The organism is Binatus sp. (SeqCode), assembly GCF_049584895.1.
GTDB lineage: Bacteria > Desulfobacterota > Binatia > Binatales > Binataceae > Binatus.
The window spans coordinates 88,009-109,733 of sequence record NZ_JBAUYR010000040.1; the positions used below are offsets into that span (position 1 = coordinate 88,009).

The 21,725-nt window shown below is 60.2% G+C and carries 19 protein-coding genes; 12 read left to right on the top strand and 7 right to left on the bottom strand.

Going from position 1 to position 21,725, the window contains the following annotated elements; genetic code table 11:
- The first annotated feature begins 73 nt into the window (after positions 1 to 73).
- Entirely contained in the window at positions 74 to 1,237 is a 1,164-nt protein-coding gene (locus tag WB650_RS08070) for a cobalamin-independent methionine synthase II family protein (RefSeq protein WP_422307094.1), read from the top strand.
- 8 nt (positions 1,238 to 1,245) lie between these two features.
- Here the strand turns inward: WB650_RS08070 and WB650_RS08075 are convergent, their stop codons facing one another.
- The gene (locus WB650_RS08075; RefSeq protein ID WP_422307092.1) at positions 1,246 to 2,331 is read right to left on the bottom strand and encodes a zinc-binding dehydrogenase; all 1,086 of its coding nucleotides are present in this window, start codon (positions 2,329 to 2,331) and stop codon (positions 1,246 to 1,248) included.
- 118 nt (positions 2,332 to 2,449) lie between these two features.
- Between WB650_RS08075 and WB650_RS08080 the strand changes: the two genes are divergently transcribed.
- A complete protein-coding gene (locus tag WB650_RS08080) occupies positions 2,450 to 4,027 on the top strand; it encodes a sulfatase (protein ID WP_422307090.1) in 1,578 nt (525 codons plus the stop codon).
- Positions 4,028 to 4,150: 123 nt separating this feature from the next.
- Here the strand turns inward: WB650_RS08080 and WB650_RS08085 are convergent, their stop codons facing one another.
- Positions 4,151 to 5,203, bottom strand: a complete 1,053-nt coding sequence (locus WB650_RS08085) for a linear amide C-N hydrolase (protein ID WP_422307088.1) — start codon at positions 5,201 to 5,203, stop codon at positions 4,151 to 4,153.
- 334 nt (positions 5,204 to 5,537) lie between these two features.
- Between WB650_RS08085 and WB650_RS08090 the strand changes: the two genes are divergently transcribed.
- Positions 5,538 to 6,587, top strand: coding sequence for a SphA family protein (locus WB650_RS08090; protein ID WP_423960090.1), 1,050 nt, complete (start codon positions 5,538 to 5,540; stop codon positions 6,585 to 6,587).
- Between the two features lie 65 nt (positions 6,588 to 6,652).
- Here WB650_RS08090 and WB650_RS08095 read toward each other — a convergent pair whose 3' ends face one another.
- Entirely contained in the window at positions 6,653 to 6,979 is a 327-nt protein-coding gene (locus tag WB650_RS08095) for an NIPSNAP family protein (protein WP_422307662.1), read from the bottom strand.
- 214 nt (positions 6,980 to 7,193) lie between these two features.
- Between WB650_RS08095 and WB650_RS08100 the strand changes: the two genes are divergently transcribed.
- From WB650_RS08100 to WB650_RS08110, 3 genes are all read left to right on the top strand, one after another.
- Positions 7,194 to 8,063 (top strand): alpha/beta fold hydrolase, encoded by an 870-nt coding sequence (locus WB650_RS08100; RefSeq protein ID WP_422307664.1) that lies wholly within the window; start codon positions 7,194 to 7,196, stop codon positions 8,061 to 8,063.
- Positions 8,041 to 8,604 (top strand): TetR/AcrR family transcriptional regulator, encoded by a 564-nt coding sequence (locus tag WB650_RS08105; RefSeq protein WP_422307666.1) that lies wholly within the window; start codon positions 8,041 to 8,043, stop codon positions 8,602 to 8,604. The genes WB650_RS08100 and WB650_RS08105 overlap by 23 nt, the downstream gene beginning before the upstream one ends.
- Before the next feature lie 136 nt (positions 8,605 to 8,740).
- Positions 8,741 to 10,546, top strand: coding sequence for a vanadium-dependent haloperoxidase (locus tag WB650_RS08110; RefSeq protein ID WP_423960092.1), 1,806 nt, complete (start codon positions 8,741 to 8,743; stop codon positions 10,544 to 10,546).
- A 14-nt stretch (positions 10,547 to 10,560) separates the two neighbouring features.
- Here the strand turns inward: WB650_RS08110 and WB650_RS08115 are convergent, their stop codons facing one another.
- Together WB650_RS08115 and WB650_RS08120 are read right to left on the bottom strand one after the other, a co-directional pair.
- Positions 10,561 to 11,424, bottom strand: coding sequence for an MOSC domain-containing protein (locus tag WB650_RS08115; RefSeq protein ID WP_422307670.1), 864 nt, complete (start codon positions 11,422 to 11,424; stop codon positions 10,561 to 10,563).
- 17 nt (positions 11,425 to 11,441) lie between these two features.
- Positions 11,442 to 11,819: a DUF1272 domain-containing protein gene (locus tag WB650_RS08120; protein ID WP_422307672.1), complete on the bottom strand. Its 378-nt coding sequence runs from the start codon at positions 11,817 to 11,819 to the stop codon at positions 11,442 to 11,444.
- A gap of 137 nt (positions 11,820 to 11,956) precedes the next feature.
- Between WB650_RS08120 and WB650_RS08125 the strand changes: the two genes are divergently transcribed.
- From WB650_RS08125 to WB650_RS08150, 6 genes are read left to right on the top strand one after another with little or no spacing between them, the layout of a single operon-like run.
- Positions 11,957 to 13,066, top strand: a complete 1,110-nt coding sequence (locus WB650_RS08125; protein ID WP_422307674.1) for an S-(hydroxymethyl)glutathione dehydrogenase/class III alcohol dehydrogenase — start codon at positions 11,957 to 11,959, stop codon at positions 13,064 to 13,066.
- A gap of 8 nt (positions 13,067 to 13,074) precedes the next feature.
- Positions 13,075 to 13,488, top strand: coding sequence for a hypothetical protein (locus WB650_RS08130; RefSeq protein ID WP_422307676.1), 414 nt, complete (start codon positions 13,075 to 13,077; stop codon positions 13,486 to 13,488).
- Between the two features lie 11 nt (positions 13,489 to 13,499).
- Positions 13,500 to 14,654 carry an acyl-CoA dehydrogenase family protein gene (locus WB650_RS08135; protein ID WP_422307678.1) on the top strand — a complete coding sequence of 385 codons (1,155 nt, stop codon included), beginning with the start codon at positions 13,500 to 13,502 and terminating at the stop codon, positions 14,652 to 14,654.
- 13 nt (positions 14,655 to 14,667) lie between these two features.
- On the top strand, positions 14,668 to 17,082 hold the full coding sequence (locus WB650_RS08140; RefSeq protein WP_422307680.1) for an alpha-L-rhamnosidase C-terminal domain-containing protein: 2,415 nt from the start codon (positions 14,668 to 14,670) through the stop codon (positions 17,080 to 17,082).
- Between the two features lie 52 nt (positions 17,083 to 17,134).
- Positions 17,135 to 18,376: a CaiB/BaiF CoA transferase family protein gene (locus WB650_RS08145; RefSeq protein WP_422307682.1), complete on the top strand. Its 1,242-nt coding sequence runs from the start codon at positions 17,135 to 17,137 to the stop codon at positions 18,374 to 18,376.
- Entirely contained in the window at positions 18,376 to 19,593 is a 1,218-nt protein-coding gene (locus tag WB650_RS08150; protein ID WP_422307684.1) for a CaiB/BaiF CoA transferase family protein, read from the top strand. Before WB650_RS08145 ends, WB650_RS08150 begins: the two co-directional genes overlap by 1 nt.
- A 138-nt stretch (positions 19,594 to 19,731) precedes the next feature.
- On the opposite strand, the gene WB650_RS08155 is transcribed toward WB650_RS08150, so the two are convergent.
- A complete protein-coding gene (locus WB650_RS08155; RefSeq protein WP_423960096.1) occupies positions 19,732 to 20,499 on the bottom strand; it encodes a hypothetical protein in 768 nt (255 codons plus the stop codon).
- On the bottom strand, positions 20,496 to 21,725 hold a 1,230-nt coding region (locus WB650_RS08160; RefSeq protein ID WP_423960098.1), incomplete at its 5' end, for an Eco57I restriction-modification methylase domain-containing protein. The genes WB650_RS08155 and WB650_RS08160, both read right to left, overlap by 4 nt.

Here is a 21,725-nt window from a genome sequence, read left to right on the forward strand (position 1 = left end):
GATTGTGGCAGCGTCGTTTGTGATCTACCAATATGTTGCAGCGCGAACCAGTGAATGAGTGAGAGGTGCCAAGATGCTTTGCAGCGAGAATCGTATTCTGACTACGCATGCCGGCAGCCTGCCGCGCCGGGAAACTCTGACCGCGATGCTGGTAAAGATCAGTCGCGGTGAAGAAGTGGACCGGGCCGCGATGCTCCGCGAGATCGATGAGTCCACCCGCTACGTCGTACAGAAGCAACTCGAAGCGGGAATCGACGTCGGCAACAACGGCGAGCAATCGCGCGAGAGCTTCTTCACTTACGTGCAGCATCGGATGACCGGCTTTGGCGGACGCAGCGAGCGGCCTGTCATGCGCGATCTGGTTCGCTACCCGAGCTTCCGCAAGCTGACCGCGCCGCTCTTTCAGCGATCGATGGTCGATTTGCTGCACGCGCCCAAGGCGATTGGCGAGGTCAAGTACCGCGACCGCGCCGGCGTCGATCTCGAATGTGCCGACACTCTGCGTATTCTGGATGATCAACAAACCAAATTCGTTGAACCGTTCATGACCGCCCCGTCGCCGGGGATCATAGCCTCGGCAATGCTCAATGAGTATTACGAGAACTACGAGAAGTATGTAATCGCAGTAGCTAAAGCATTACATACTGAGTATGAGTACATAGTATCGAAAGGGTTTGTTCTCCAAATCGATTGCCCGGACCTCGCTATGGAGCGGCATACATCATATGCAGACCGCCCGCTGACCGAGTTTCTCGAGTACGTCGAGCTGAATATCGATGCGATGAATCGCGCGCTGCACGGGATCGCGGCCGATCGCGTTCGCATGCACGTATGCTGGGGCAACTATGAGGCGCCGCACGATCTCGACGTTCCGCTCGCGCAGATTCTGCCGATCCTCTACCACGCCAACGTCGGCGCGCTGGTTTTGGAGGCGGCTAATCCACGCCACCAGCACGAATATCGATGCTTCAAGGAATTCCCGCTGCCCGATCACATGAGCCTGGTCACGGGCGTCATCGATACCAAGACCAACTACGTCGAACATCATGAGGTGGTCGCCGACAGGCTCGAGCGCGCTGCCAATGCGATCGGTGATCCGCGCCGCGTGATGGCCGGGACCGATTGCGGCTTCGAGACTTCGGCCGGGCTGGGCGAAGTGGCCGAGGAAATCGTGTGGGCGAAGTTGCGCGCGATGCGCGCGGGCGCCGATCTCGCGTCGCATCGGCTGTTTCGCTGACGCGCTCGTCAGCTGTGCCACGGCTCGACGAGGATTTTCGCGTGCGTCTCGGGTGACGCGAGATCCTCGAACGCCTTGGCGACGCCCTCCACGCCCACCTTGCCTGTTATCAGCGCGTCGGCATTGACGCGTCCCTCAGCGAGATGACTGAGCGTCGCGGCGAACTCGTCGGGCGCGTAACCGAGCACGAACTGGATATTCAACTCCTTGCTTATGCCCGTCAGCGGTTCGATCTGGTCGCGTTCCATGCACACTCCGACTACGACGATGCGCGCGTTGCCCGGCGCCGCCGACATGATCCCTTCGATCACTCCAGGCACGCCTACGCATTCGAAAATCATCGCGGGCCGAACAGCAGGCCCTGGAATCCACGGCGGCAGCATCGGAGCCTTCGACGGATCGCTATACACCGCCATCTCGCGCCAGCTCGCGTACGGCGATTTTTCTTTTGGATCGACGACGACGTCGGCGCCCATCTGCAGCGCCAGATCTCGGCGCCGTGGCGAAAAATCCGCGGCGACGATTGGATGCACTCCATTGAGCTTGAGTGCGGCGATCACCGCCAGGCCGACCGGCCCGCATCCGATCACCAGCGGGGCGTCATCTATACCGAGCCGCGCTTTCTGCACCGCGTGATACCCGACGGCCATCGGTTCGGTCAGCGCGGCGCGCTCGGTGGAAAGTCCGTTCGGGACTTCGAGCAACAGCACCTCGGTCAGGCGCATCAGTTCGCCGTAGCCGCCGGGATTTTCATTCGAGTAGCCAACTGCCGCGACGCCGCGAGCACTGATCAGGACCGGCATCGCACAGACGCGCGTCCCGACCTTCAGTCGCTTCTGCGTCTCCGTCCCGTAGTCGACAACTTCGGCGCAGAACTCATGACCCATCACGATGTCGCGCTTGAGGTCCATCGGGAACAGCGCGCCGGCCTTGCGCGAGTTCTCTACCATCTTCTCTGCATGCTTCAGCGCATGCAGATCGGACCCGCAGATCCCGCACGCGAGCGTTTTCACCAGCACCTCGCCCGCTCCAGGAGCCGGTGTGGGAATATTATCCACGACGAGCTTTTTGTCTCGCATTATTGCTGCGCGCATGATTGTTCTCCTTCCGCATCGCTACTGTATCAGGGTTGATCATTCGGCCGTCAAACCCCCGCGCTCGCGATTCGGATCGCTGTTGCTTGTTTTTGCACTGCAACTGTAATCTGTCGCGATGGGCCGCAAGATTCTTTTCATCACTACCGATCAGCAGCGTTACGATTCGCTCGGATGCAACGGCGGCAGTATCGCGCGCACGCCAGTGGCAGACTCGCTCGCGGCCACCGGCATCAACTATCATCGCGCGTACAATCAGAACACGGTCTGCATGCCCGCGCGATCGACGATGATCACGGGCCAGTACGTGCGCACGCACGGCGTGTTCGCCAATGGCGTCCCGCTGCCGGCCGACGCGCCCAGCGTTGCCGCGTGGCTGCACGATCGCGCCGGCTATCGCACCGCGCTTATCGGCAAGGCGCACTTCGAGCCGATGTTCGATCCTTCGGGGCGATGGCCAGAGAACCGCATGGGACGCGACCGCTCGCACGGGGCGCATCGCGGATTCGATTGGATGGAACTCGCGATGCACGGGCCGATGGCCTATTTCCATTATTCGAACTGGCTACGCGAGAACTACCCGGAAGAGGTCGGCGGCTTCGTGACGATGCTGTCCGGCGCGGCAGGCGGTGACAGCGGCGCGCCGGAAGTGACCTACAATCCGATTCCGCGCGAGCACTATCACACGGACTGGATTGCCGACCGCACTATCGCATATCTGAACACGCTCTCGCCCAGCGACGATTGGTTCGTATGGATGAGCTTTCCCGATCCGCATCATCCATGGGATCCGCCGGCGTCTGCGGCGCGGCAAATCAACTGGCGCGATCTCGATCTTCCTCCGGGGCATCCGGGATCGCGCGAGAAGATCGAAAAGATTCTCGCGCAGAAGCCGCGCCATTGGCTTGATTGGTACCAGGGGCGCTTTCGCAACGAGGAAGGCGGCGCGTGGAACTTCGTGCCGTGCGAAATGACTCACGACCAGGTGCGCGAGATCAACGCGATGGTGCACGTCAAGAACGAACTGATCGATGAGGCGTGCGGGCGAGTGCTCGCGACAGTTGCCGCGCGCGGTTGGGACGCCGACACCGACGTGTTCTTCACGACGGATCACGGCGAGCTGCAGGGAGACTTCGGTCTGTTGTTCAAAGGGCCGTATCACGTCGACGCGCTGATGCGCGTGCCGCTCATCTGGCGTCCCGCGCCGTCGGCGAAAGTGTCCGCCGCAGAGATTTCCGAGCCGGTCGGACATCTCGATCTCGCGCCGACGTTTTGTGAGATTGCGGGCGTGCCAATCCCCGAATGGATACAAGGTTCCGCGCTGCCGACGGCAGCCGGATCGCCGCGCGTGCGTGCGATCACCGAATGGGACAGCCAATTCGCGCAACTTGGGATGCACCTGCGCTCGATTTATCGCGACGGTTTTGTATGCACCGTTTACGAGCCCTCGACGCGCGACGTCGGCTTCGATCTGTCGTTCGGATATAAGGCGCTGCGTATCGAGGGTCCGATGCCCGACATCCGCTACGACGGAACCGAGGGTGAGCTGTACGATTTGGGCCAGGACCCGCTGCAATGGCGGAATCTGTGGAGCGATCCCAGCCAGGCCAAGTTGAAATCCGATCTGATCGCGGACCTTTACGCGAATCTGCCGCCTGCGCACACGCCGCAACTAACGGTGGACGCGCCCGCATAATAGCGCACTTTCTACTACTCTTTGTGGTGCGCGACGGAGAGACCATCAACGAGTAGCTCCGTTCCGTCAAAATCTTGGTGGCGGCGGCGTCAGGCTGAAAAGTTCATCCCTGAACGAGAGACTTTATGGGTTCAGTGATTTGATGACCTCGGGACCTTTCATCGAAATGCTGGTGATAGTTTTCGCATCGAGCGGCATCTTCATCAGGTCCAGGGAGCGAATCTGGCTGTTCTCATATGTCCGGAAATAGAATCGTCTCGCCTTCAAGTCGGAGGCGCTTGTCCAAATACTGTGGTCGGCCATGATGTTGCCGTGCACAGTGTCGGGTTCCCCGCGACTTGAGCCTTTGGGAATGTCGAAGTTGTTCAAAATGTGAAACGCCTGAAGCACGGCCTCTTCGCCGGTTTTGGACGGCAAGACCCCCGCGCTGTAAGCAACCGCCCGGACGAACCGCGACGGCGGCGTGAAATCGCCTGGCATCCCAAGCATTCCTGTGCCTTGGCCGAAGCCGGTTAGCCTGATGCCTCCGACCTCCACCGGCGGCGCATTGCTCAATGAGAAGTTCACGTAGTTGCGAAGATTGGACATGTGCCAGTCGAAGGCCGGCGAGTTGGTCAACACCCCGATCACGTTGTCGTAAACATGAAGTTTTCCATCCACGTATTCGATAACGATGCTCTTGCCAGAGGCATCATGAACCACATAGTGAGCGGGAGGTACGAAGCCCCACTGCTTGAACACCACTGCTGCGACCTCGACATTCCCGATGTTCTGTTTGACTTCTTCGACGGTCGCAAAGTTTTCCAAAATCCACGAACCGACCTCCCAAGGCGCGATTGTCCTCGAGGCGTCGCCTGCCTTGTAGCTCATGTAGCCTGCCGTGGTTGGAAAATAGAACGTCCCCGCCGCCAGGCCCTTCTCATTGACGCCATCGAATAGAAACGGCAGTCCCATACCGTTGGCGCCAATCGACGCATACCTGGAGCTCCACTTCAGCCCATTTTGGCCCTCCGGTGTACTGGCGCGTCGAGCATAGCCGCGCGGCACCATGATCACATTGGAATCGAGATCGATGTTGAACTCGAGCGTGCGCGCGTAGACCACGGTCCCGTCTTCAGCCGTGAGTCTGATCCCTGTGCAGGCTTGCGCCATCTTTCCGAACAGGAGCGAAAGCACAACGATACTGACGCATATCGCTTTGGATTTCTCGACGCCGACGCCGTTTACTTTCATTTTGGAGGTTCCTTCTCCTCGGCTATGCGGTCACCGTATGAGCAAAAGGAATGCCGGCTTCGAGGCTGGCTCGAGTGCGATTCAGGAGCAACAAAGCAGGGAATAGTTCTCTCGAACCTAAGCCTCGTATCTAAAGGGCCTCGCACGAGCGGCAAAGTCTTGTCGGAGCACTGACACTGTCGTGCCGAAAACAAGAATGTGACTGCGAGTCACCGCTGACAACTTGCTGACTATTTCGTGGCATCGGTATTGCTGGAAGACCGAGGGATTTAGGTCGATGTCAGCCAGATCGGTGCGCGTGAGTATAATGTGCCTCGCCTTTTTGATTCTTCTCGCTCCACCGGCGCATTGCCAGCACGGCGACTGGCTGATGGGTACCGACGGTCTGCTAAGTGCTCAGCAGGCTCCGGAGGGTATTTTCTATTCGAATGTCTGGTCCTACTATCACGCCTCAAGCAGTGATTTTTTCGCAACGGGCCCGCTGAAGTGCAGTCCACGCGATCACATCTGTCTCAATCTCAACCTTGGTGGAAGCGGCAGTCTCGACGAATTCGTGGACCAAAACCTAGTTGGATGGACATCACCCTATAAAGTGCTGGGCGCTAACTATGGATTGTTTATCGACGTGCCGTTTGCCATCGCCGATGCCAGCGGTTCTGCGAGCCTCCAGCCAGTCCTAAGTCTTAGTCGGAATTCGCGCACGCTAGCATCGCTGCAAACGTCCAACGCGGTGACCAAGGGTAGCATTGGCGACATTTACGTCGAGCCGGTGGATTTCGGTTGGCACTTCCGGCAGCTGGACGCCATCATATCTTCAGGATTCTTCGCACCTTCAGGGCCGTATAGGTCCGCGGCGTTGGTCAATATCGGGTATGGCCACTGGACGGGTGTCTTTGGCCTCGGAGGTGTCGCGTATGCCGACGCCGAGCGAACGTGGTCGCTCTCTATCTACGGTCACTACCTACAGTACGGGTCGCAAATCGGTAGAAGCTACACCCTTGGTAATGTCGTCCCGCTCGAGTGGGGAACGGGGAAGACCTTCAACTTGAACAACGACATTTTCAAGCAGGTAACCTTGGGCGCGGCAGGCTACGCCCAGTGGCAGGTCACCAGCAACCAGATTGACCTTGCTCCCAGGACCAGGATCGCTACCTCAGCGATCGATTTGCTGGAGGATACGCGCTCTCAAATCTACTCTGCCGGCCCCTCGATCAATTTGCTGACGAAGTACGGCCTCTTCTCGCTACGCTATTACGAAGAGTTCGGCGCGCATGCGACTCCGTCGGGCCGACAACTGATGTTTAGTCTTGCGCTCGCGTTTGGCTGACGTGCACCCGGGCAAGCAGCCCGACTCGAGGGCCACGTTGTCTCGGGCCGCGGCCGGACGACCCGCTACTTCAGCGCGGAGAAACTGGTCGGCGTTAGAATCGTATTGCTGAACGAGGCGATTAGCGGGCCGGCTTCCTCGCTCTTGTTGCGTACTGCGATCCAATCCGGATCCGCTTGAAACGCCGCGAATTTCTTTTGGCGCTCATCGAGCGAATCCCATTTCAAGATGTAGTACAGGTCCGCGTTCGATTCGCCGATCGCTACCGTCCAGAAGCCAACTGGTTGGATGCCGTGCTTCTCGAACAGCTTAACGGTCTCGGTTTCGAAACGCGTCACCACGGCGGCCAGCTTACCGGGCATGCAATGATAAATTCGCAATTCGTATAGCATCACGCACCTCCACTGTCTGTGAGTGTGGCTAGCATTGAGATTGTTTCGCGGCAACCTAACCCCTAACCCCTTCCCGAGCAGGAAGGGGAACCGGATTTTAATTCTCGGCAGCCGCTTGCTTCGTGAGACTAATTATATTAGTTGAATGTCTATGATAATTAGTAACACAACGAATCTACTGTTCGCAGCCGCGGCGCTCGCTGTCGCAACCGCAATGCCTGCGCGCGCTGATCAACCATCCGCGAGCGCGCGTCCATCGACGCAGTTCCTGAAAATGCCGGGCGGGCAGATCGCATATGACGACACCGGCGGTACCGGGCCGCTCGTCGTCTGTGTTCCGGGGCTTGGCGATATGCGTCAGCAATATCGCTTCCTCGCGCCTCGACTCGTTGCCGCGGGATTCCGGGTCGTCACGATGGATCTGCCCGGCCATGGCGAGTCGAGCGTCGATTGGCCCGACTACTCGCCGGCAATCGTCGGCGCGGACATCGTCGCGATGATTCGTCATCTCGGCGCGAGCAAGGCATTCATCATCGGCAACTCGATGGCCGGGGGCTCAGCGGTATGGGCGGCCGCGGAAATTCCCGACAACGTCGCCGGTATCGTAATGATCGATCCGTTCACGCGCGTGGTTCCCACCTCGTCAGCTCTGCTGGCTTTTCTGAAAGTCGCGATGCTGCGTCCGTGGGGGCCTTCGTTCTGGTCGATGTACTACGGGTCCCTTTATAAGAGCGCGCCGCCCTCCGACCTCGACTCATATCGCGCGGCGCTGGTTGTAAATCTGAAGCAGCCCGGGCGAATCGAGGCGACCAAAGCGCTGATCTTCGCGTCGCAAGCGCCGTGCGAGGCGCGCATTCCCGAGGTTCATGCTCCGGTGCTGGTGGTGATGGGCACGCGCGACTCTGATTTCGAGGATCCCGCCAAAGAGGCCAACTGGGTAGCGACTCATCTCCATGGAAAAACATTGATGGTCGATGGCGCCGGGCATTACCCGCACGTCGAGTATCCCGAGATCGTAGCCGGGGCCGTCGTCGGTTTCATGAAGGAGGCGCAAAATCAGGATGGCGAAGCGCGTCGGAATTGACAAAGACACGGTCGTCCGCGCGGCCGCCAAAATCGCCGACGATCACGGATGGGACGCGCTGACGCTGGCCCGCGTCGCCAAGAAGCTGCGCATCCGTTCGCCCTCGCTGTACAACCACGTCGGCGGCCTCGAGGGCTTGCGGCGCGAGCTCAAATTGCTCGCTCTGCGCGATCTCAACACTGCGCTCAGCCGCGCGACTATTGGCAAATCGCGCGACGACGCCGTCCGCGGACTTGCCGCCGCCTATCGCGCCTTCGTCAAGCGTCATCCCGGAACTTATGCGGCCACGATGGTCGCCGCGCCCAAAAACGATCCCGCGATGGAAGCGGCTGCCAGCAATATCGTCGAAACTATCCTGTCTGTGCTCAGCGGCTACGGATTGGATCGCCGCGAGGGCATCCACGCGATCCGCGCCCTTCGTAGCACCGTGCATGGCTTCGCCGCGCTCGAAATCGCCGGTGGATTCGGCATTCCGCTCGACGTCGATAAAAGCTTCGATTGGCTGGTCTCGGCCCTGATTAAGGGCCTGTCAGCCGCATGATCGTAAGGTTCTACTTTGATTGTAATTTTGGTAATTTCTCATGCTCGCGTGAGTGGATTATCACTATTTTAGCTGCTAGAAGCGGCACGTCGTCATCCCGCGGGTACATGACCGCGGAGCCATTGGGGGTTTTTTTATGGCTAAAGACACTTCCGACCAGCATCCGTCTGGCGCGCACGCAGAGCCTACCCACCAAACTCGCAAATCGACCGAAGCATCGCCCAAATCTCCAGGACGCCGGCGCTTCATCGCAGGACTCGGGGCAGCGACCGCTGCCGTATCGACCGGAGTGCTGGCTCCGATCGTCGCCGCATCCTCGGCGAGCGCGCGCGAAACGCCTGATTTATCGACTCAATCCGACTTCGGCGGGGCTCGTTCCGGCAATGGATTGCCGGCCAGCGTTACTAACAAGAGAGTGGGCGAAGCTTTCGCACTGCGGGTCGCTGAAGCAACTCAGGACGCGCTGGTTGGGCCCGCGATTAACGTCAACAACGGTGATTCGGCGCGCTATTCCGACCAGGGCGGCACCTACACCAAGGGTCTTCCGCATGACAATTTTGGACGGGTGGATCTGCAGGCGTTCGCAACTTTTACGGACGCGTTGAATAGCGGCGAGTTTTCGGATTTCCAAAAAATCGTTGTCGGTGGCACACGCACGCTCAACGGCCCGCAAGGCGGTCTGGCCTTCGACCTGGAAGCGCTCGACAACGTGCAGTTCGGCCAGCCTATCGTGCCTCCCGCACCCGCGACTGCCAGCGCTCAGAACGCCACCGAGCTGCTCGAACATTATTGGGCTTCGCTGCTTCGTGACGCGGCCTTCACCGACTACGGCTCGAGTGCGCTGGCCGCTGCGGCAGCAGCGGAATTAGGATCACAACCGACCTATTTTGGACCGAGAATCGGCGGCATAGTGACCCCGAACCTGTTGTTCCGGGGCGCTTTCCCGGGCGAGACGTTGGGACCTTACATTTCGCAATTTTTTATCAAGCCGACGGCGATGGGTGCCCAACAGATCAGCCAGCAGTTGGTTACCTATCTGCCGGACATCGACTACATGACCAGTTTCGGCGACTGGCTGACGGTGCAGAATGGCAATCTCACCGGCGATCAGAATCAGATCGATCCGACACGCCGTTACGCGTGTAAAGGTCGGGATCTCGCGGCGTTTACCCACGTCGACGTGCTTTACCAGGCCTATTTCACGGCGTACTGCGTGCTCACCTCAATTGGCGTGCCCCCAAATCCAGGCAATCCCTATATCGGCTCGAAGACGGAGAACGGCTTCGGCACGTTCGGCGCGCCTGATTTCGCGGCGACCCTTGCCGAGGTCGCGACTAAGGCTCTCAATGCCGTCTGGTACCAGAAATGGTTTGTGCATCTACGTCCACGTCCCGAGGCCATCGGAGGCATCGTTCAACTGCTCATGACCGGACAAAACAACGAGACCGACGTCACTCTGAGTCCGGTGATTCTCAGCTCGGTGGGACTTCAGCAGAGTTTCAGCAAGTATGGGACGTGGCTGCTCTCGCAGGCGTTTCCTGAGGGTTCGCCGACGCATCCGTCTTATCCGACGGGACATGGCACGGTCGCCGGCGCTTGCATCACAGTGCTGAAATTCTTCTTCAATGGCAGCTTCGTGATTCCGAATCCGCAGGTGCCTTCCGACGACGGACTTTCGCTGTTGGACTACACCGGCTCGGACGCGGGACACCTAACCGTCAACGGTGAGCTCAACAAGCTGGGACATAACGTCAGTTTCGGTCATGGGATCCACGCCGGCATCCACTGGCGCAGCGATACGGACACCTCCTTGTTGCTGGGGGAGGCCGTCGCGCTGAGCTTCCTCAAGGATAGGGCCCGGACCTACAACGAGCCGTTCACCATCAGTATAAGGAAGTTCGATGGGACGACAGCGACGATATCCAATAAGGGTAATCCGTAGGTAAGGTATCTCAGTTATTCGAGCGCAACTTCGTCGCCGAGCGCGATGGTTCCCCCGTTCGCGATGGTCGCGTATGCGCCGAGATTCTGCGCCGCGTCACGCACGATCGTTCGCAGCACCGACGGATCCTTCTTCACTCCGGGCTGATCGAGCGTCGGGATCACGCATCGCACGGTGGGTATCTCGACCTTGATCCGCGTCGCGCCGATTCGAAGTGTCCGCCCCGACCATTCGGCCTCAACCAGTCCTTCGACTCCGCGACCGGTCTCGATCAAAATGTTGGGACGAAAGCGGCGCGAGTCGAAATCAGCGGTGGGATTGCACTTGGCAAGCGCACTCAAGGACGCGGTGGTCAGCAGCTGGAAGGGAAACGCGTCGAAGAAGGTGCCGAACGGCGACGTGAATTCGAGAATCTGCGGCGGCAGCGTCGATAGGTCGGGCAGCGGCTCGCTTTCCAGCCGCCCGAAAACCTCGCGCATCTCGGCCTTCATGTCGGGATTGTCGGGCGCGGCGCGTCGCAGGAAATCGCGCTCGGTTGGCGGCTGAACTGGCCAAATCGAAACGGGTCGTCCCAGGAGTTCGGAGAGTTGCGCATTGGCTTCAGCGGAGTCGGAACGAAATGTCGTCCCGTTGGGCATCGTGATTTGCGCGGGCGGCACGTCGTTTCCGGACGGCTCGCGCAGATATACAGCCACGCAATGCAGAAGAGCCGGCAGCTTGCGAGCGTTACGAATCTCGCCGGCCTTCTCGTCGCGAATCGCCCAGCCTCGGTCGCCGTAGATTCCGAGCGCGCCGACGCTCGCACGTTGCAGACGTTCGCCCGCCATCGACTTTACCGGGTATCGCCAGATTTCCTTGACCGTGCCGATTACTTGCATTGAAAAATCCCTCGACCTCAGATGCTACGCGCCGTCAGCTCTCCCAAACAGTTCGGACACACATGCTTCATCGCGTCCGCACAGTCAGGGCAGAAGGTGCATTGAAATGAACAGCACTGCGCGGGAGCAGGAGGCGCCAGTGCCTTGCCGCACTTCTCGCACTTGTCCTTCACCTGCGTCATCATCTTGAGCAGCGCGGAATTCTGCTCCTCGCGCTCAGCGCCGGCCAGCAACGCGGCGCGCGCCTTCTCATTGCGCTCATTCGCCGCGAACGATTGATAGATCCCGGCGCCGCCATGTTCGAGCCGCGCGAGAATCACCATCATCTCGCGGCGCGACTTGCCTTCAAGCAGCGAGGCGATCACCCGGTCGGGCGATAGTTCCTTATCGGCCATTTTAGTCCTCCCGGCGGCGCGATTGTCGTGGACCTGAGGAGGTTTGGCATCATTCGCGACCGCCATCAAGCGCGCGGTGCGAGGTGTTCGCGGCGCGATGCGGCGGCGTATTATATTGTGGACATCGCGGTGTAGTCGTGAAAGTAAAAGCAGCAATCGCGAACAAGGCCGGCGAGCAGCTCGAAGTCGCAAGCGTGGACCTCGAGGGGCCAAAGGCCGGCGAAGTCCTGGTCGAAATCCGAGCCACCGGGATCTGCCACACCGACGCCTACACTCTGTCGGGCGCCGATCCGGAAGGCTTGTTCCCTGCGATCCTCGGACATGAAGGCGCGGGCATCGTGGTTGAAACGGGGCCGGCCGTGACGACGTTGAAGCGCGGCGACCACGTCATCCCGCTATACATTCCAGAATGCAGGAATTGTCCAGCGTGCCTATCTGGAAAAACTAATCTGTGCACTGCGATTCGCGAGACGCAGGGCCGCGGCGTGATGCCCGACGGCACCAGCAGATTCTCGCGCGGCGGCCAGCCGCTGCATCACTATATGGGCACGTCGACGTTCGCGAATTTTACAGTAGTGCCCGAAATCGCGTTGGCAAAAGTTCGCGATGACGCGCCGTTCGAAAAGATTTGCTACATCGGATGCGGCGTCACGACCGGAATCGGCGCCGTGCTGAACACCGCGAAAGTGCAAGCTGGCGACCGGGTGGTAGTGTTCGGTCTCGGCGGCATCGGCCTCAACGTCGTGCAGGGAGCGCGGCTGGCGGGCGCGTCGATGATCGTCGGCGTCGACATGAATCCCGCGCGCAAAGCTATCGCCGAGAAATTCGGCATGACCCACTTCGTGAATCCCGCGGAGGTCGAGGGTGACCTGGTGCCGCATATCGTGAACCTGACGCGTGGCGGCGCGGACTTTTCTTTCGAATGCGTGGGCAACGTCAAGCTAATGCGCCAGGCGCTCGAATGCTGTCAGCGGGGATGGGGCACCAGCGTGATTATCGGCGTCGCGGGCGCGGGGCAGGAGATTTCGACGCGGCCGTTTCAGCTCGTGACCGGACGCACTTGGAAGGGTACGGCCTTTGGCGGCGCGCGCGGCCGTCGCGACGTGCCGAAAATCGTCGACTGGTACATGGAAGGCAGAATCAACATCGACGATCTGATTACGCACGTGATGCCGATCGAAAAAATCAACGACGCCTTTCAGCTGATGCGCGAAGGCAAATCGATTCGAAGCGTCGTGACGTTTTAGTGCGGCGGATGGCATCGAAAATCCAACGCGCGATCACGTTGAGCTTTGCGTGTGCAGTTGCGCTGGCGGGATGCTCGCATGAAACGCAGCAGCAAAAGTTCATGGACGCGATGACTCACGGCAACAGCGCGCAGGCCAGTCAGATCTGGCTGCACATGGACGCGAAGAGCCGCGCCGATTTCTCGCATAACGAGGGAATGACGCCGAACACGTCGCCCGACGATGTGAAGAAGCAGGTGATGCAGCACTACCAGGACAAAATGGTCGGCAGCGACGAGGACAGCGAAGGCTCGGTCGAGAATCCGACGCCCAATGTGATTCCCGGCGGACTCGAGAGTCTGCCCGAGTGGGTCGGCCCGACCGGCGCGCCGCCGCAAGCCGTGACGGTGCCGGCAAAGCCTGAGCCGCCGCCGTCCAACTGAGAATCGCGAAGATGGAATTTGGCCTCACCGCCGAGCAGAAGTTGATGCATGAAACGCTGCGGGACTTCGCGCGTCGCGAGCTGCTTCCGAATTACGCCTCGCGCGATGCCGATAACGATCTGCCGCCGGCGCTCGTGAGAAAACTCGGCGAGATGGGCCTGCTTGCGCCGATGGTCGACACGCATCTCGGCGGTTCGAAGCTCGACTACGTGTCGCTCGGGATCGCGCATGAGGAAATCGCGCGCGGCGATTTCAATGCCGCGTACGTATTGCTGCTCGCGGCTCTGGTCGGCGCGATAATCTCGCGCAGTGCTGATGCGCGTCAGCAGGCTGCGTACCTTCCACCGATTTGCCGAGGTGAAACTATCGCGGCGCTCGCGGTGACCGAGCCCGGCGGCGGCTCCGACGCGGCAAATATCGTCATGCAAGCGCGTCGCGACGGCGACAATTACGTTCTGAGCGGCGAGAAGACTTCGATCTCGTTTTCGTCCTCTGCCGCCACCGCTCTCGTGCTCGCGCGCACCGGCACCCTCGAACAGTCCGCGCGGGGCGTGAGCGCATTTTATGTCGACCTGAACTCGCCCGGCGTATCGCGTACGCGCTTTCGCGACATGGGATCGCGCCCAATCGGCCGCGGTCAGCTATTTTTCGACAGCGTCCGCGTGCCCGCGTCCGCTCGCATCGGCGCGGAAGGTGCGGGCTTCGTCGACGTGATGCAGGGATTCGATTTCAGCCGCTCGCTGATCGGCTTGATGTGCATCGGCGCGGCCCAGCAGAGTGTCGACGAGACTTGCGCGTACGTAGCAGAGCGCCAGGCGTTTGGAGCGCCGCTCGCGCGGTTCGAAGGCGTGTCGTTTCCGCTCGCCGAGGCAGCGGTTCGGCTGCGTGCCGCGCGTCTCCTGTGTTACGAAGCGCTGTGGTTGAAAGATTGCGGCGAGCCGCACGGATGGCTCGCGGCCGGAGCAAAGTGGCTCGCGCCCGAGCTGGCCGCCGACGTTTTGCATCAATGCATTCTGCTCCACGGGCATCTGGGGTTCAGCCTCGATCTGCCGCATCAGCAGCGGATGCGCGACGTGATCGGACTCGAGATCGGCGACGGCACCGCGCAGATCATGAAGACGCTGGTCGCGCGCGAGATTATCGGCAAGACTGCGCGCCCGTACTAAGGGTTGAGTTTAGATGACTGAATCAAAATGGCCGATCACCTGGGATGCGCGATGGATTTGGGCCGGGCCCGCGCCGTTGCCAGTGTCGCCGATCGGCGCGCCCGGAATTCCGCCCAAAGAAACCTGGAATCGATTCTGTTACCTGCGTCGCACCGTTCAACTCGACGCGATACCCGCATCAGTTCCCGCACGAGTGACCGCTGACTCGCGCTTCGTGCTGTTCGTCAACGGCGTCGAAGTTGCTCGCGGACCGGCGCGTTCGATACCCGAGCGGCTGGCGTGGACGGAGATCGATCTCGCACCGTACCTGCGCGCCGGCCGAAACGCGATCGCGTCATTGGTGCGATTTTACGGAGTGCCGGGACCGTGGTGGCGTCCCGCGGCGCCGAGCTTCCTGCTCGGCTTTGGATCGTTCGCGTTCGAGTCGCCCGTCGTCGGCGTGATTTCCGACGCGTCATGGAAAGGACGCGCCGCGCCGTATCGCCAGGATGTCGTGCGCGGTGCCGCACTGCCGGTGCCGCCGACCGAAATTCTCGACGGCGCGGCAATTCCTGCCGGCTGGAACGAAGCATCGTTCGACGATTCCGAATGGCTGCCTGCAGTCGAGTTGTCGGCGGCCACTTTTTCGCACAATCGCACGCGAATCCCGGTAGAGCCTTTCACCTCGCCCGAGCATGACGGGATCGCGCCGCTCACCTCGATTCCAATCGCGCTGAATGAACTTTCGCGCCACAGTGTCGCAGCACTGAACAGCAACGATCCGCGCGGCGCGTATCCGACGGCGGATCCTTCGACTGACGGCCCCGACAGTATCGTCAACTTCGACGCCGGGATGATCACGCTCGCGACGCCGTGGGCTGTCGTGCGCGGTCCCGCGGGTTCAACTGTCGACGTGTACTGCGGCGAGGACGCACGCACCGATGGCAGCGCGGAAACACAGCCTCGACAATTCGCGATGCGCTACATCCTGCGCGGCGATGGCGCGGAACGGATCGAGTCGTACGAGGCGGTCGGCTTTCGCTATCTGTCGATCGTCGCGCGCGGCGGTGCGCAGCTCGAATCGATGGGCGCAATCGAGCGGCGCTATCCCCGCGGCGACGAGGCGTACTTCGAATGCGACGATCCCGCACTCAACAAAATCTGGCGGGTCGGCGCGCGCACGCTGGAACTCTGCTCGACCGACGCCTTCATCGACTGCCCCGGCCGCGAGCAGCGCGCGTGGCTGGGCGACTCCTACATCCACGCTCTGCTGACGTACACGACCAACACCGACTGGCGCCTGGTGCGGCGCCATCTGCGAATCTGCGCGCATTCGCGGCGCGGCGACGGCCTGCTCGCGATGGCCGCGGCGTGCGACTTCTCGATTTCGTCGACCACGATCCCCGACTACTCATTGCACTGGATTCGCGCACTCGCGCGCTACTTCGAGTACTCGGGCGACTCCGCGACGGTGCGCGAACTGATGCCGACCGCATCCGGCATACTGTCGACGTTCGAGCGATATCGCGCATCCGACGGGCTGATTCGCGGGATGCCGGGATGGATTTTCATCGACTGGGCGATGACCGAGCGATCGGAAGTAACCGGCGCGCTCGACGCGCTCTACGCCGCGGCACTCGATGATTTCGCATCGCTGGCTGAGACTGTCATGGCGGATTCGCGCGGCGCCGCTGATGCTCGGGCGCGCGCTGAGCGGACCCGGCGCGCATTCGACTTGCTGTGGGACGACGCGGCGGGCGTGTACGTTGACGCTGCTGATCGCAAAGGCCCGCACCGCCGAGTCAGCCAGCAGACGAACGCCATCGCAATCGTCGCGGGATGCGCTCCGCGCGTGCGGTGGCCGCGAATGCTCGACTACGTCCTCGATCAATCGCGAGTCGTCGTCACGCCGACGATTTCCGATAACCTGGCGGCCTACCGTAAACAGCGGATGGATCCGGCCGAGCACATGAATTTCGACGTCGAGCACAACGTCGTCGCGGCGCAACCTTTTTTTTCGCATATTGTTCACGACGCGATCGTCCGCGCAGGCCGTCGCGATCTGATTCCCGCGCGATGCATGAAATGGTGGCCGCAGATCGAGCGTGGCGACACCGCGTTCGAGGAATACTGGGACGCGCGCACCGGCACTGGGAGCCGTTGTCACGCATGGGCGGCGACTCCGACCTACGATTTGACGACTTGGGTTCTCGGCGTGCGGCCGGTAGCGCCCGGCTACTCGCGCGCAGAAATCGCGCCGCAGTTCGGCAAGCTCGTGCATCTCGAAGGTCGCATCCCGACCCCGCACGGCCTGATCGAGGTGAAGCTGGATCGCGAAGCGGGCGGCGAGATTATGATTCCGGACGGCGTCAGCGCGCTCGTGCGATTCGACGACGCGCCTCTCACTGGCGGCGAGTTCGGCCCCGGACGCCATCGCATCTCCCGTTGACGCCAGCCCGCCCGACAGTTTAAGAATCGAGCGACGCTGAAATTTCATGTCGATGCTCAGTCCATATCGCGTGCTCGATCTTTCGACCGAGCGCGGCCTTCTATGCGGCCAGATGCTCGCCGACCTCGGCACCGACGTTATCAAGGTCGAGCCGCCCGGGGGATCGCCGGCGCGCAGTATCGGCCCATTCTATAAGGACGCGCCGCATCCCGACCGTTCGCTGTATTGGTGGGCGTACAATCGCAACAAGCGCGCGATCACACTCGACCTCGAGCGCGACGCGGGCCGCGCTCTGCTGCGCCGCCTGGTCGAGCGCGCGGATTTTCTGATCGAGTCGCACAATCCCGGCTATCTGCCTAAGCACAATCTCGGGTTCGCCGACCTCGCGAAAATAAATCCTGCTCTCATCTACGTTTCGATCACGCCGTTCGGACAAGACGGGCCCAAAGCAAGTTACGCCGACAGCGATCTTATCATCATGGCCGCCGGCGGACCGCTGATTCTGGCCGGCGACGCGGATCGGCCGCCCGTGCGCCTGGGCGTTCCGCAGGCTTACCTGCACGCATCCGCCGATGCTGCAGTGGCAGCGTTCGCGGCGCATCATGAGCGGGTGCGCTCGGGCCTCGGGCAACATATCGACGTCGCGGCGGTACAATCGGTTTCGATGGCGACGCAGTCGAACATTCTTGCGTCGGCCCTGGGAGCGGTTGAGCCGCGACGGATGTCGGGCGGAGTGAAAATGGGCTCGATCGAAATCCCGCTGGTTTGGCCCGCCAGCGACGGCTTCATCGCGATGACTTTCCTCTTCGGATCGGCACTCGGCGTGTTCACCGCCAAGCTGATGCACTTCATTTGCGATCAGGGATTTTGCGACGAGGCGACGCGCGACAAGAATTGGATCGCGTACGGCGAGCAGTTGTTCAGCGGCGCGGAACCACTTTCAGAATTCGAGCGCGTGAAGGAAATCGTCAGAAATTTCACGCGGAGCCGCACCAAGGCCGAGCTACTCGAGCTCGCTGTCGAACGCGGATTTCTGATCACACCGGTCACAACAATCGAGGAAGTAGTCGAGAGTCCGCAGTTTGCGTCGCGTGATTACTTCCAGAACCTCGCGCATCCCGAACTCGGCGAGACATTCCGATATCCGGGACCGTTTGCGAAATTCAGCGCGAGTCCGATCGAGTATCGACGCAGGCCGCCGACCGTCGGCGAGCACAATTCCGAAATCTACCGCGGCGAACTCGGCTTGCCCGAAACCGAGATCGCCAGACTCACGCGTGCCGGGATCATCTGATGGCAAACGATCTGCCGCTCAGGGACGTTAAGATTTGCGATTTCATGTGGGTGATGGCCGGTCCGGCGTCGACGAGAATTCTTGCCGACTACGGCGCGACCGTCGTGCGAATCGAGTCGCCCACTCGCGTCGATACCGCGCGCACGCTCCAGCCCTATCACGGCAGTCAATTCGGCCCCGACACCTCGGGACTGTTCGCCAATTGCAACGCCGGCAAGTTCGGAATCTCGCTCGACCTCGGCAATCCCACGTCACGCAAAGTGGTTTACGATCTGGTGCGATGGGCTGACGTCGTCACCGAGTCCTTCTCTCCCAAGGCGATGCGTGCGTGGGGCTTCGACTACGAGTCGCTGCGCAAAGTGAACCCCGGCCTCATCATGTTGAGCTCGTGCCTGATGGGACAGACCGGACCGCTAGCGAAAATCGCCGGCTTCGGGAATATGGCGGCCGCGATCGCGGGCTTCACCAATCTCACCGGATGGCCCGACCGTCCGCCCTCCGGCGTCTTCGGCGCATACACCGACTACGTCGCGCCGCGATTTACCGCGCTCGCGATTCTCGCGGCACTCGATCATCGGCGCCGCAGCGGGCAAGGCCAGTACATCGATCAGTCGCAGGCTGAATGCGCGATTCACTTTCTCGCGCCTGCGATTCTCGACTACACGGTCAATGCTCGCGTCGAGGAACGAATCGGAAATTCTGACTCGGCTTTCGCGCCCCACGGCGTTTATCCAGCGGCCGGCGATGACCAATGGGTCGCGATCGTCTGCCGCGACGACGACGATTGGCGCGGGCTGTGCGCCGCGATGGAAAATGAAGAGCTGGCGCGCGATTCTCGCTACGCGTCGGCGGCGGGACGACTCGATCATCGCGAAACGATCGATGCGGCGATCGGAGCCTGGAGCCGAAAACTGGATCGTGGAGCGATCGAATCGCAGCTTCAGTCGCACGGCGTCCCAGCCCATCAGGTCCAGAACAGCGCCGACGCATATATGGACCCGCAGTTCGTGCATCGTGGACACTTCGTCGCGCTCGATCATCCGAGCCTCGGCAAATTCACGGTCGAGGGTCCTCGCGCCAAACTTTCGCGCACTCCTGCGACTGTCCGCCGAGCGGCGCCGTCGTTGGGACAGGACAATCAACACGTGCTCGAAAGCATCCTCGGTTACGACGAAACGCAAATCAGCGAGCTGGTGGCGTCCGGTGCACTTGGCTAGCGGCGCATCAATCCAGCGTCGCCTGCGCGCCGCTCCTGAAATAGAAGCCGGGTGGTGATGGCCGACGTCAACAGGATTTCCAATGAAGGACTCGTGTCAAATCGCAATACGGTCATAGGCGGCGCGCGGAGCGGCGACTCAGGTGTGGAAGCGCACTCGGTAAGCCTTGCAGATCTGATTCAACCTGTTCTCGTATTCCGCATCGACATCGATTCCAAGGCTGTTAGGACGCGGAATATATGGAGCAGTCACGTTATCGACGTAAGCCGGAACGAGCAGTAAGTAGTCGTATCCAATCTCGTGCGTATGCCCCGCGGGACGAATCTTCAGCTGCCGGAACTTAGCGACGGTCAGATGCGGATCGTCTGGTTTGTTCTGGCTTATTGCCATGGGGAAGTCCGTCCAAAGTTTTAAATCGCCACTGGAGAGCCGCGGTTGGATTCGCTTTTTGAAATTCTTGTAGAATGGCGAGATTCGATCTGGCACGTTTAACACCCGATCAGCGACTCCAATGATGACCGTGGCCACCAGCACCGCTTCAGGCTTAGCGCGATGCAGGACTTGAAGAGACTCATTCAAATCATCGAAACGCGCGTCGCGGTTTCGATGAGCTGTTGTCACTGACTTGTTTTCGATTCCTATACGCAACTTTGCTGGATCAGGCGAGCCGTTGGAGCGTGGCTCCCCGATCCAAAGGTCAATCTGTCTCCCACGGGCCCCCGGTGCCGACTTGTTCAGCCAATGTTTGACTTTGCCTGATGCGAGATCCGCTGCAAGCGGTTCGCACTGGTCTTCAAGATCTTTGAGAATCCCAATTGACACAAGATCGGAATGTTCCAAAAGCCGATGGTTGTGGAAGCCGCGACGTTTGATCTGTTCGATAACCTGGTCGAACGGAGTGGTCATCTAGCAAACTCGAACGGCTGGGTCACCGTATCGGTATCGCCTTGTCTGCCGCGGCTCTTTGGACCAACATTCCGCGGCAACGAATGAACAACTAGTGAGTCAGGAACTGGCAGTTTTTTTAAGATCGTGCTTTGTAGTCGTAAATAACCATTGGCAGCACGCTGGCAATGAGCTTTCAACCATTCGGCTGCATAGTCGGAATTCAGATAGTCACACAAAACGCCTATATGGTCCGGTTCGCGCGGGACGATGTAGTAGACGGAATGACGCGGCACAAGAGCGGCCGATCGATCGATCCAGAACATCGGCAGAGCGGTAATATCTTTACAGAGAATCTTCGGGCGCAGGATATCAGCCAGTGGAGGAGTCTCGTGGAAGGCGTACCATGGCTTGCGTTGAACACAAGTCCTGTTCTGCAACTTGAGCAGCCGGTTAGATTCGGAAAGATACGGCTTCAGGGCACCAAGCTCTCTTTCGACTAGAAGCTCTCCATCGAGAGAATACGGAATCAGCATCGAGCGGGCGGAGATCAGCTCGGGATTTTGCGGCCCTAATTCGCGCCCCGAAATGGTGGGATGGGCAAAGCGGCACAAATGAACTGGAAGCGATTTCGTCTCATGAACGAAAACCGAATCCGCGCCGGTTGCTACCCCGCAGCTTATTCGGACGCATATGTCCTCAAGTGCAGGGCCGCCGATCTCTCGGTGGTCACCGTGCAAAGTGGGCATCCAAGAGCGACCATCGGCGGCCAGATGAACCGCCACCTTTTGCCCGCTTCTGAGCTTAATACTGGTCTTTCCGTTTCGCGCCGTGTTGGACAGCACCGTGACCGTCGGATAGGTGGCTAAATCGCCGAAGGTATTCTCGTCAAGTAGAAGAATCTCCTCGACTCGCTTCTCCGCGAGAAGAACACGGAGGGGTTCTGCGGTCTCAACATAAAGGAACTTCTCGGGGGTGATGAAGGCAAGACGACCGCCTGGAAGCAGGCAGTTCAGCGCTTGCTCAAAAAACAGGAGATAGAGATCAAATCTGCCGCGTGCGGTCGCGAAAGAACTGCGGTATCGAGCTTTCTCTTTTTCATCTAGCGACGTAATTGGAACGTAGGGCGGGTTACCAATGACGTAATCAAATTCAGGCAGCCGAGTACTTAAGAAATCAGCGTGTCGAATTTCCACCGATGGATATTGTTCGAACTTTGCGCGCGCTTCCTTCAGATGCCGCAAATC

Coding starts and splice junctions, on each gene's coding strand:
- WB650_RS08130 (WP_422307676.1), top strand. CDS start 13,075: ATGGCATCGAAAATCCAACGCGCGATCACGTTGAGCTTTGCGTGTGCA.
- WB650_RS08145 (WP_422307682.1), top strand. CDS start 17,135: ATGCTCAGTCCATATCGCGTGCTCGATCTTTCGACCGAGCGCGGCCTT.
- WB650_RS08155 (WP_423960096.1), bottom strand. CDS start 20,499: ATGACCACTCCGTTCGACCAGGTTATCGAACAGATCAAACGTCGCGGC.
- WB650_RS08140 (WP_422307680.1), top strand. CDS start 14,668: ATGACTGAATCAAAATGGCCGATCACCTGGGATGCGCGATGGATTTGG.
- WB650_RS08150 (WP_422307684.1), top strand. CDS start 18,376: ATGGCAAACGATCTGCCGCTCAGGGACGTTAAGATTTGCGATTTCATG.
- WB650_RS08120 (WP_422307672.1), bottom strand. CDS start 11,819: ATGGCCGATAAGGAACTATCGCCCGACCGGGTGATCGCCTCGCTGCTT.
- WB650_RS08095 (WP_422307662.1), bottom strand. CDS start 6,979: ATGCTATACGAATTGCGAATTTATCATTGCATGCCCGGTAAGCTGGCC.
- WB650_RS08135 (WP_422307678.1), top strand. CDS start 13,500: ATGGAATTTGGCCTCACCGCCGAGCAGAAGTTGATGCATGAAACGCTG.
- WB650_RS08070 (WP_422307094.1), top strand. CDS start 74: ATGCTTTGCAGCGAGAATCGTATTCTGACTACGCATGCCGGCAGCCTG.
- WB650_RS08080 (WP_422307090.1), top strand. CDS start 2,450: ATGGGCCGCAAGATTCTTTTCATCACTACCGATCAGCAGCGTTACGAT.
- WB650_RS08110 (WP_423960092.1), top strand. CDS start 8,741: ATGGCTAAAGACACTTCCGACCAGCATCCGTCTGGCGCGCACGCAGAG.
- WB650_RS08100 (WP_422307664.1), top strand. CDS start 7,194: ATGCCTGCGCGCGCTGATCAACCATCCGCGAGCGCGCGTCCATCGACG.
- WB650_RS08075 (WP_422307092.1), bottom strand. CDS start 2,331: ATGCGCGCAGCAATAATGCGAGACAAAAAGCTCGTCGTGGATAATATT.
- WB650_RS08115 (WP_422307670.1), bottom strand. CDS start 11,424: ATGCAAGTAATCGGCACGGTCAAGGAAATCTGGCGATACCCGGTAAAG.
- WB650_RS08090 (WP_423960090.1), top strand. CDS start 5,538: ATGTCAGCCAGATCGGTGCGCGTGAGTATAATGTGCCTCGCCTTTTTG.
- WB650_RS08105 (WP_422307666.1), top strand. CDS start 8,041: ATGGCGAAGCGCGTCGGAATTGACAAAGACACGGTCGTCCGCGCGGCC.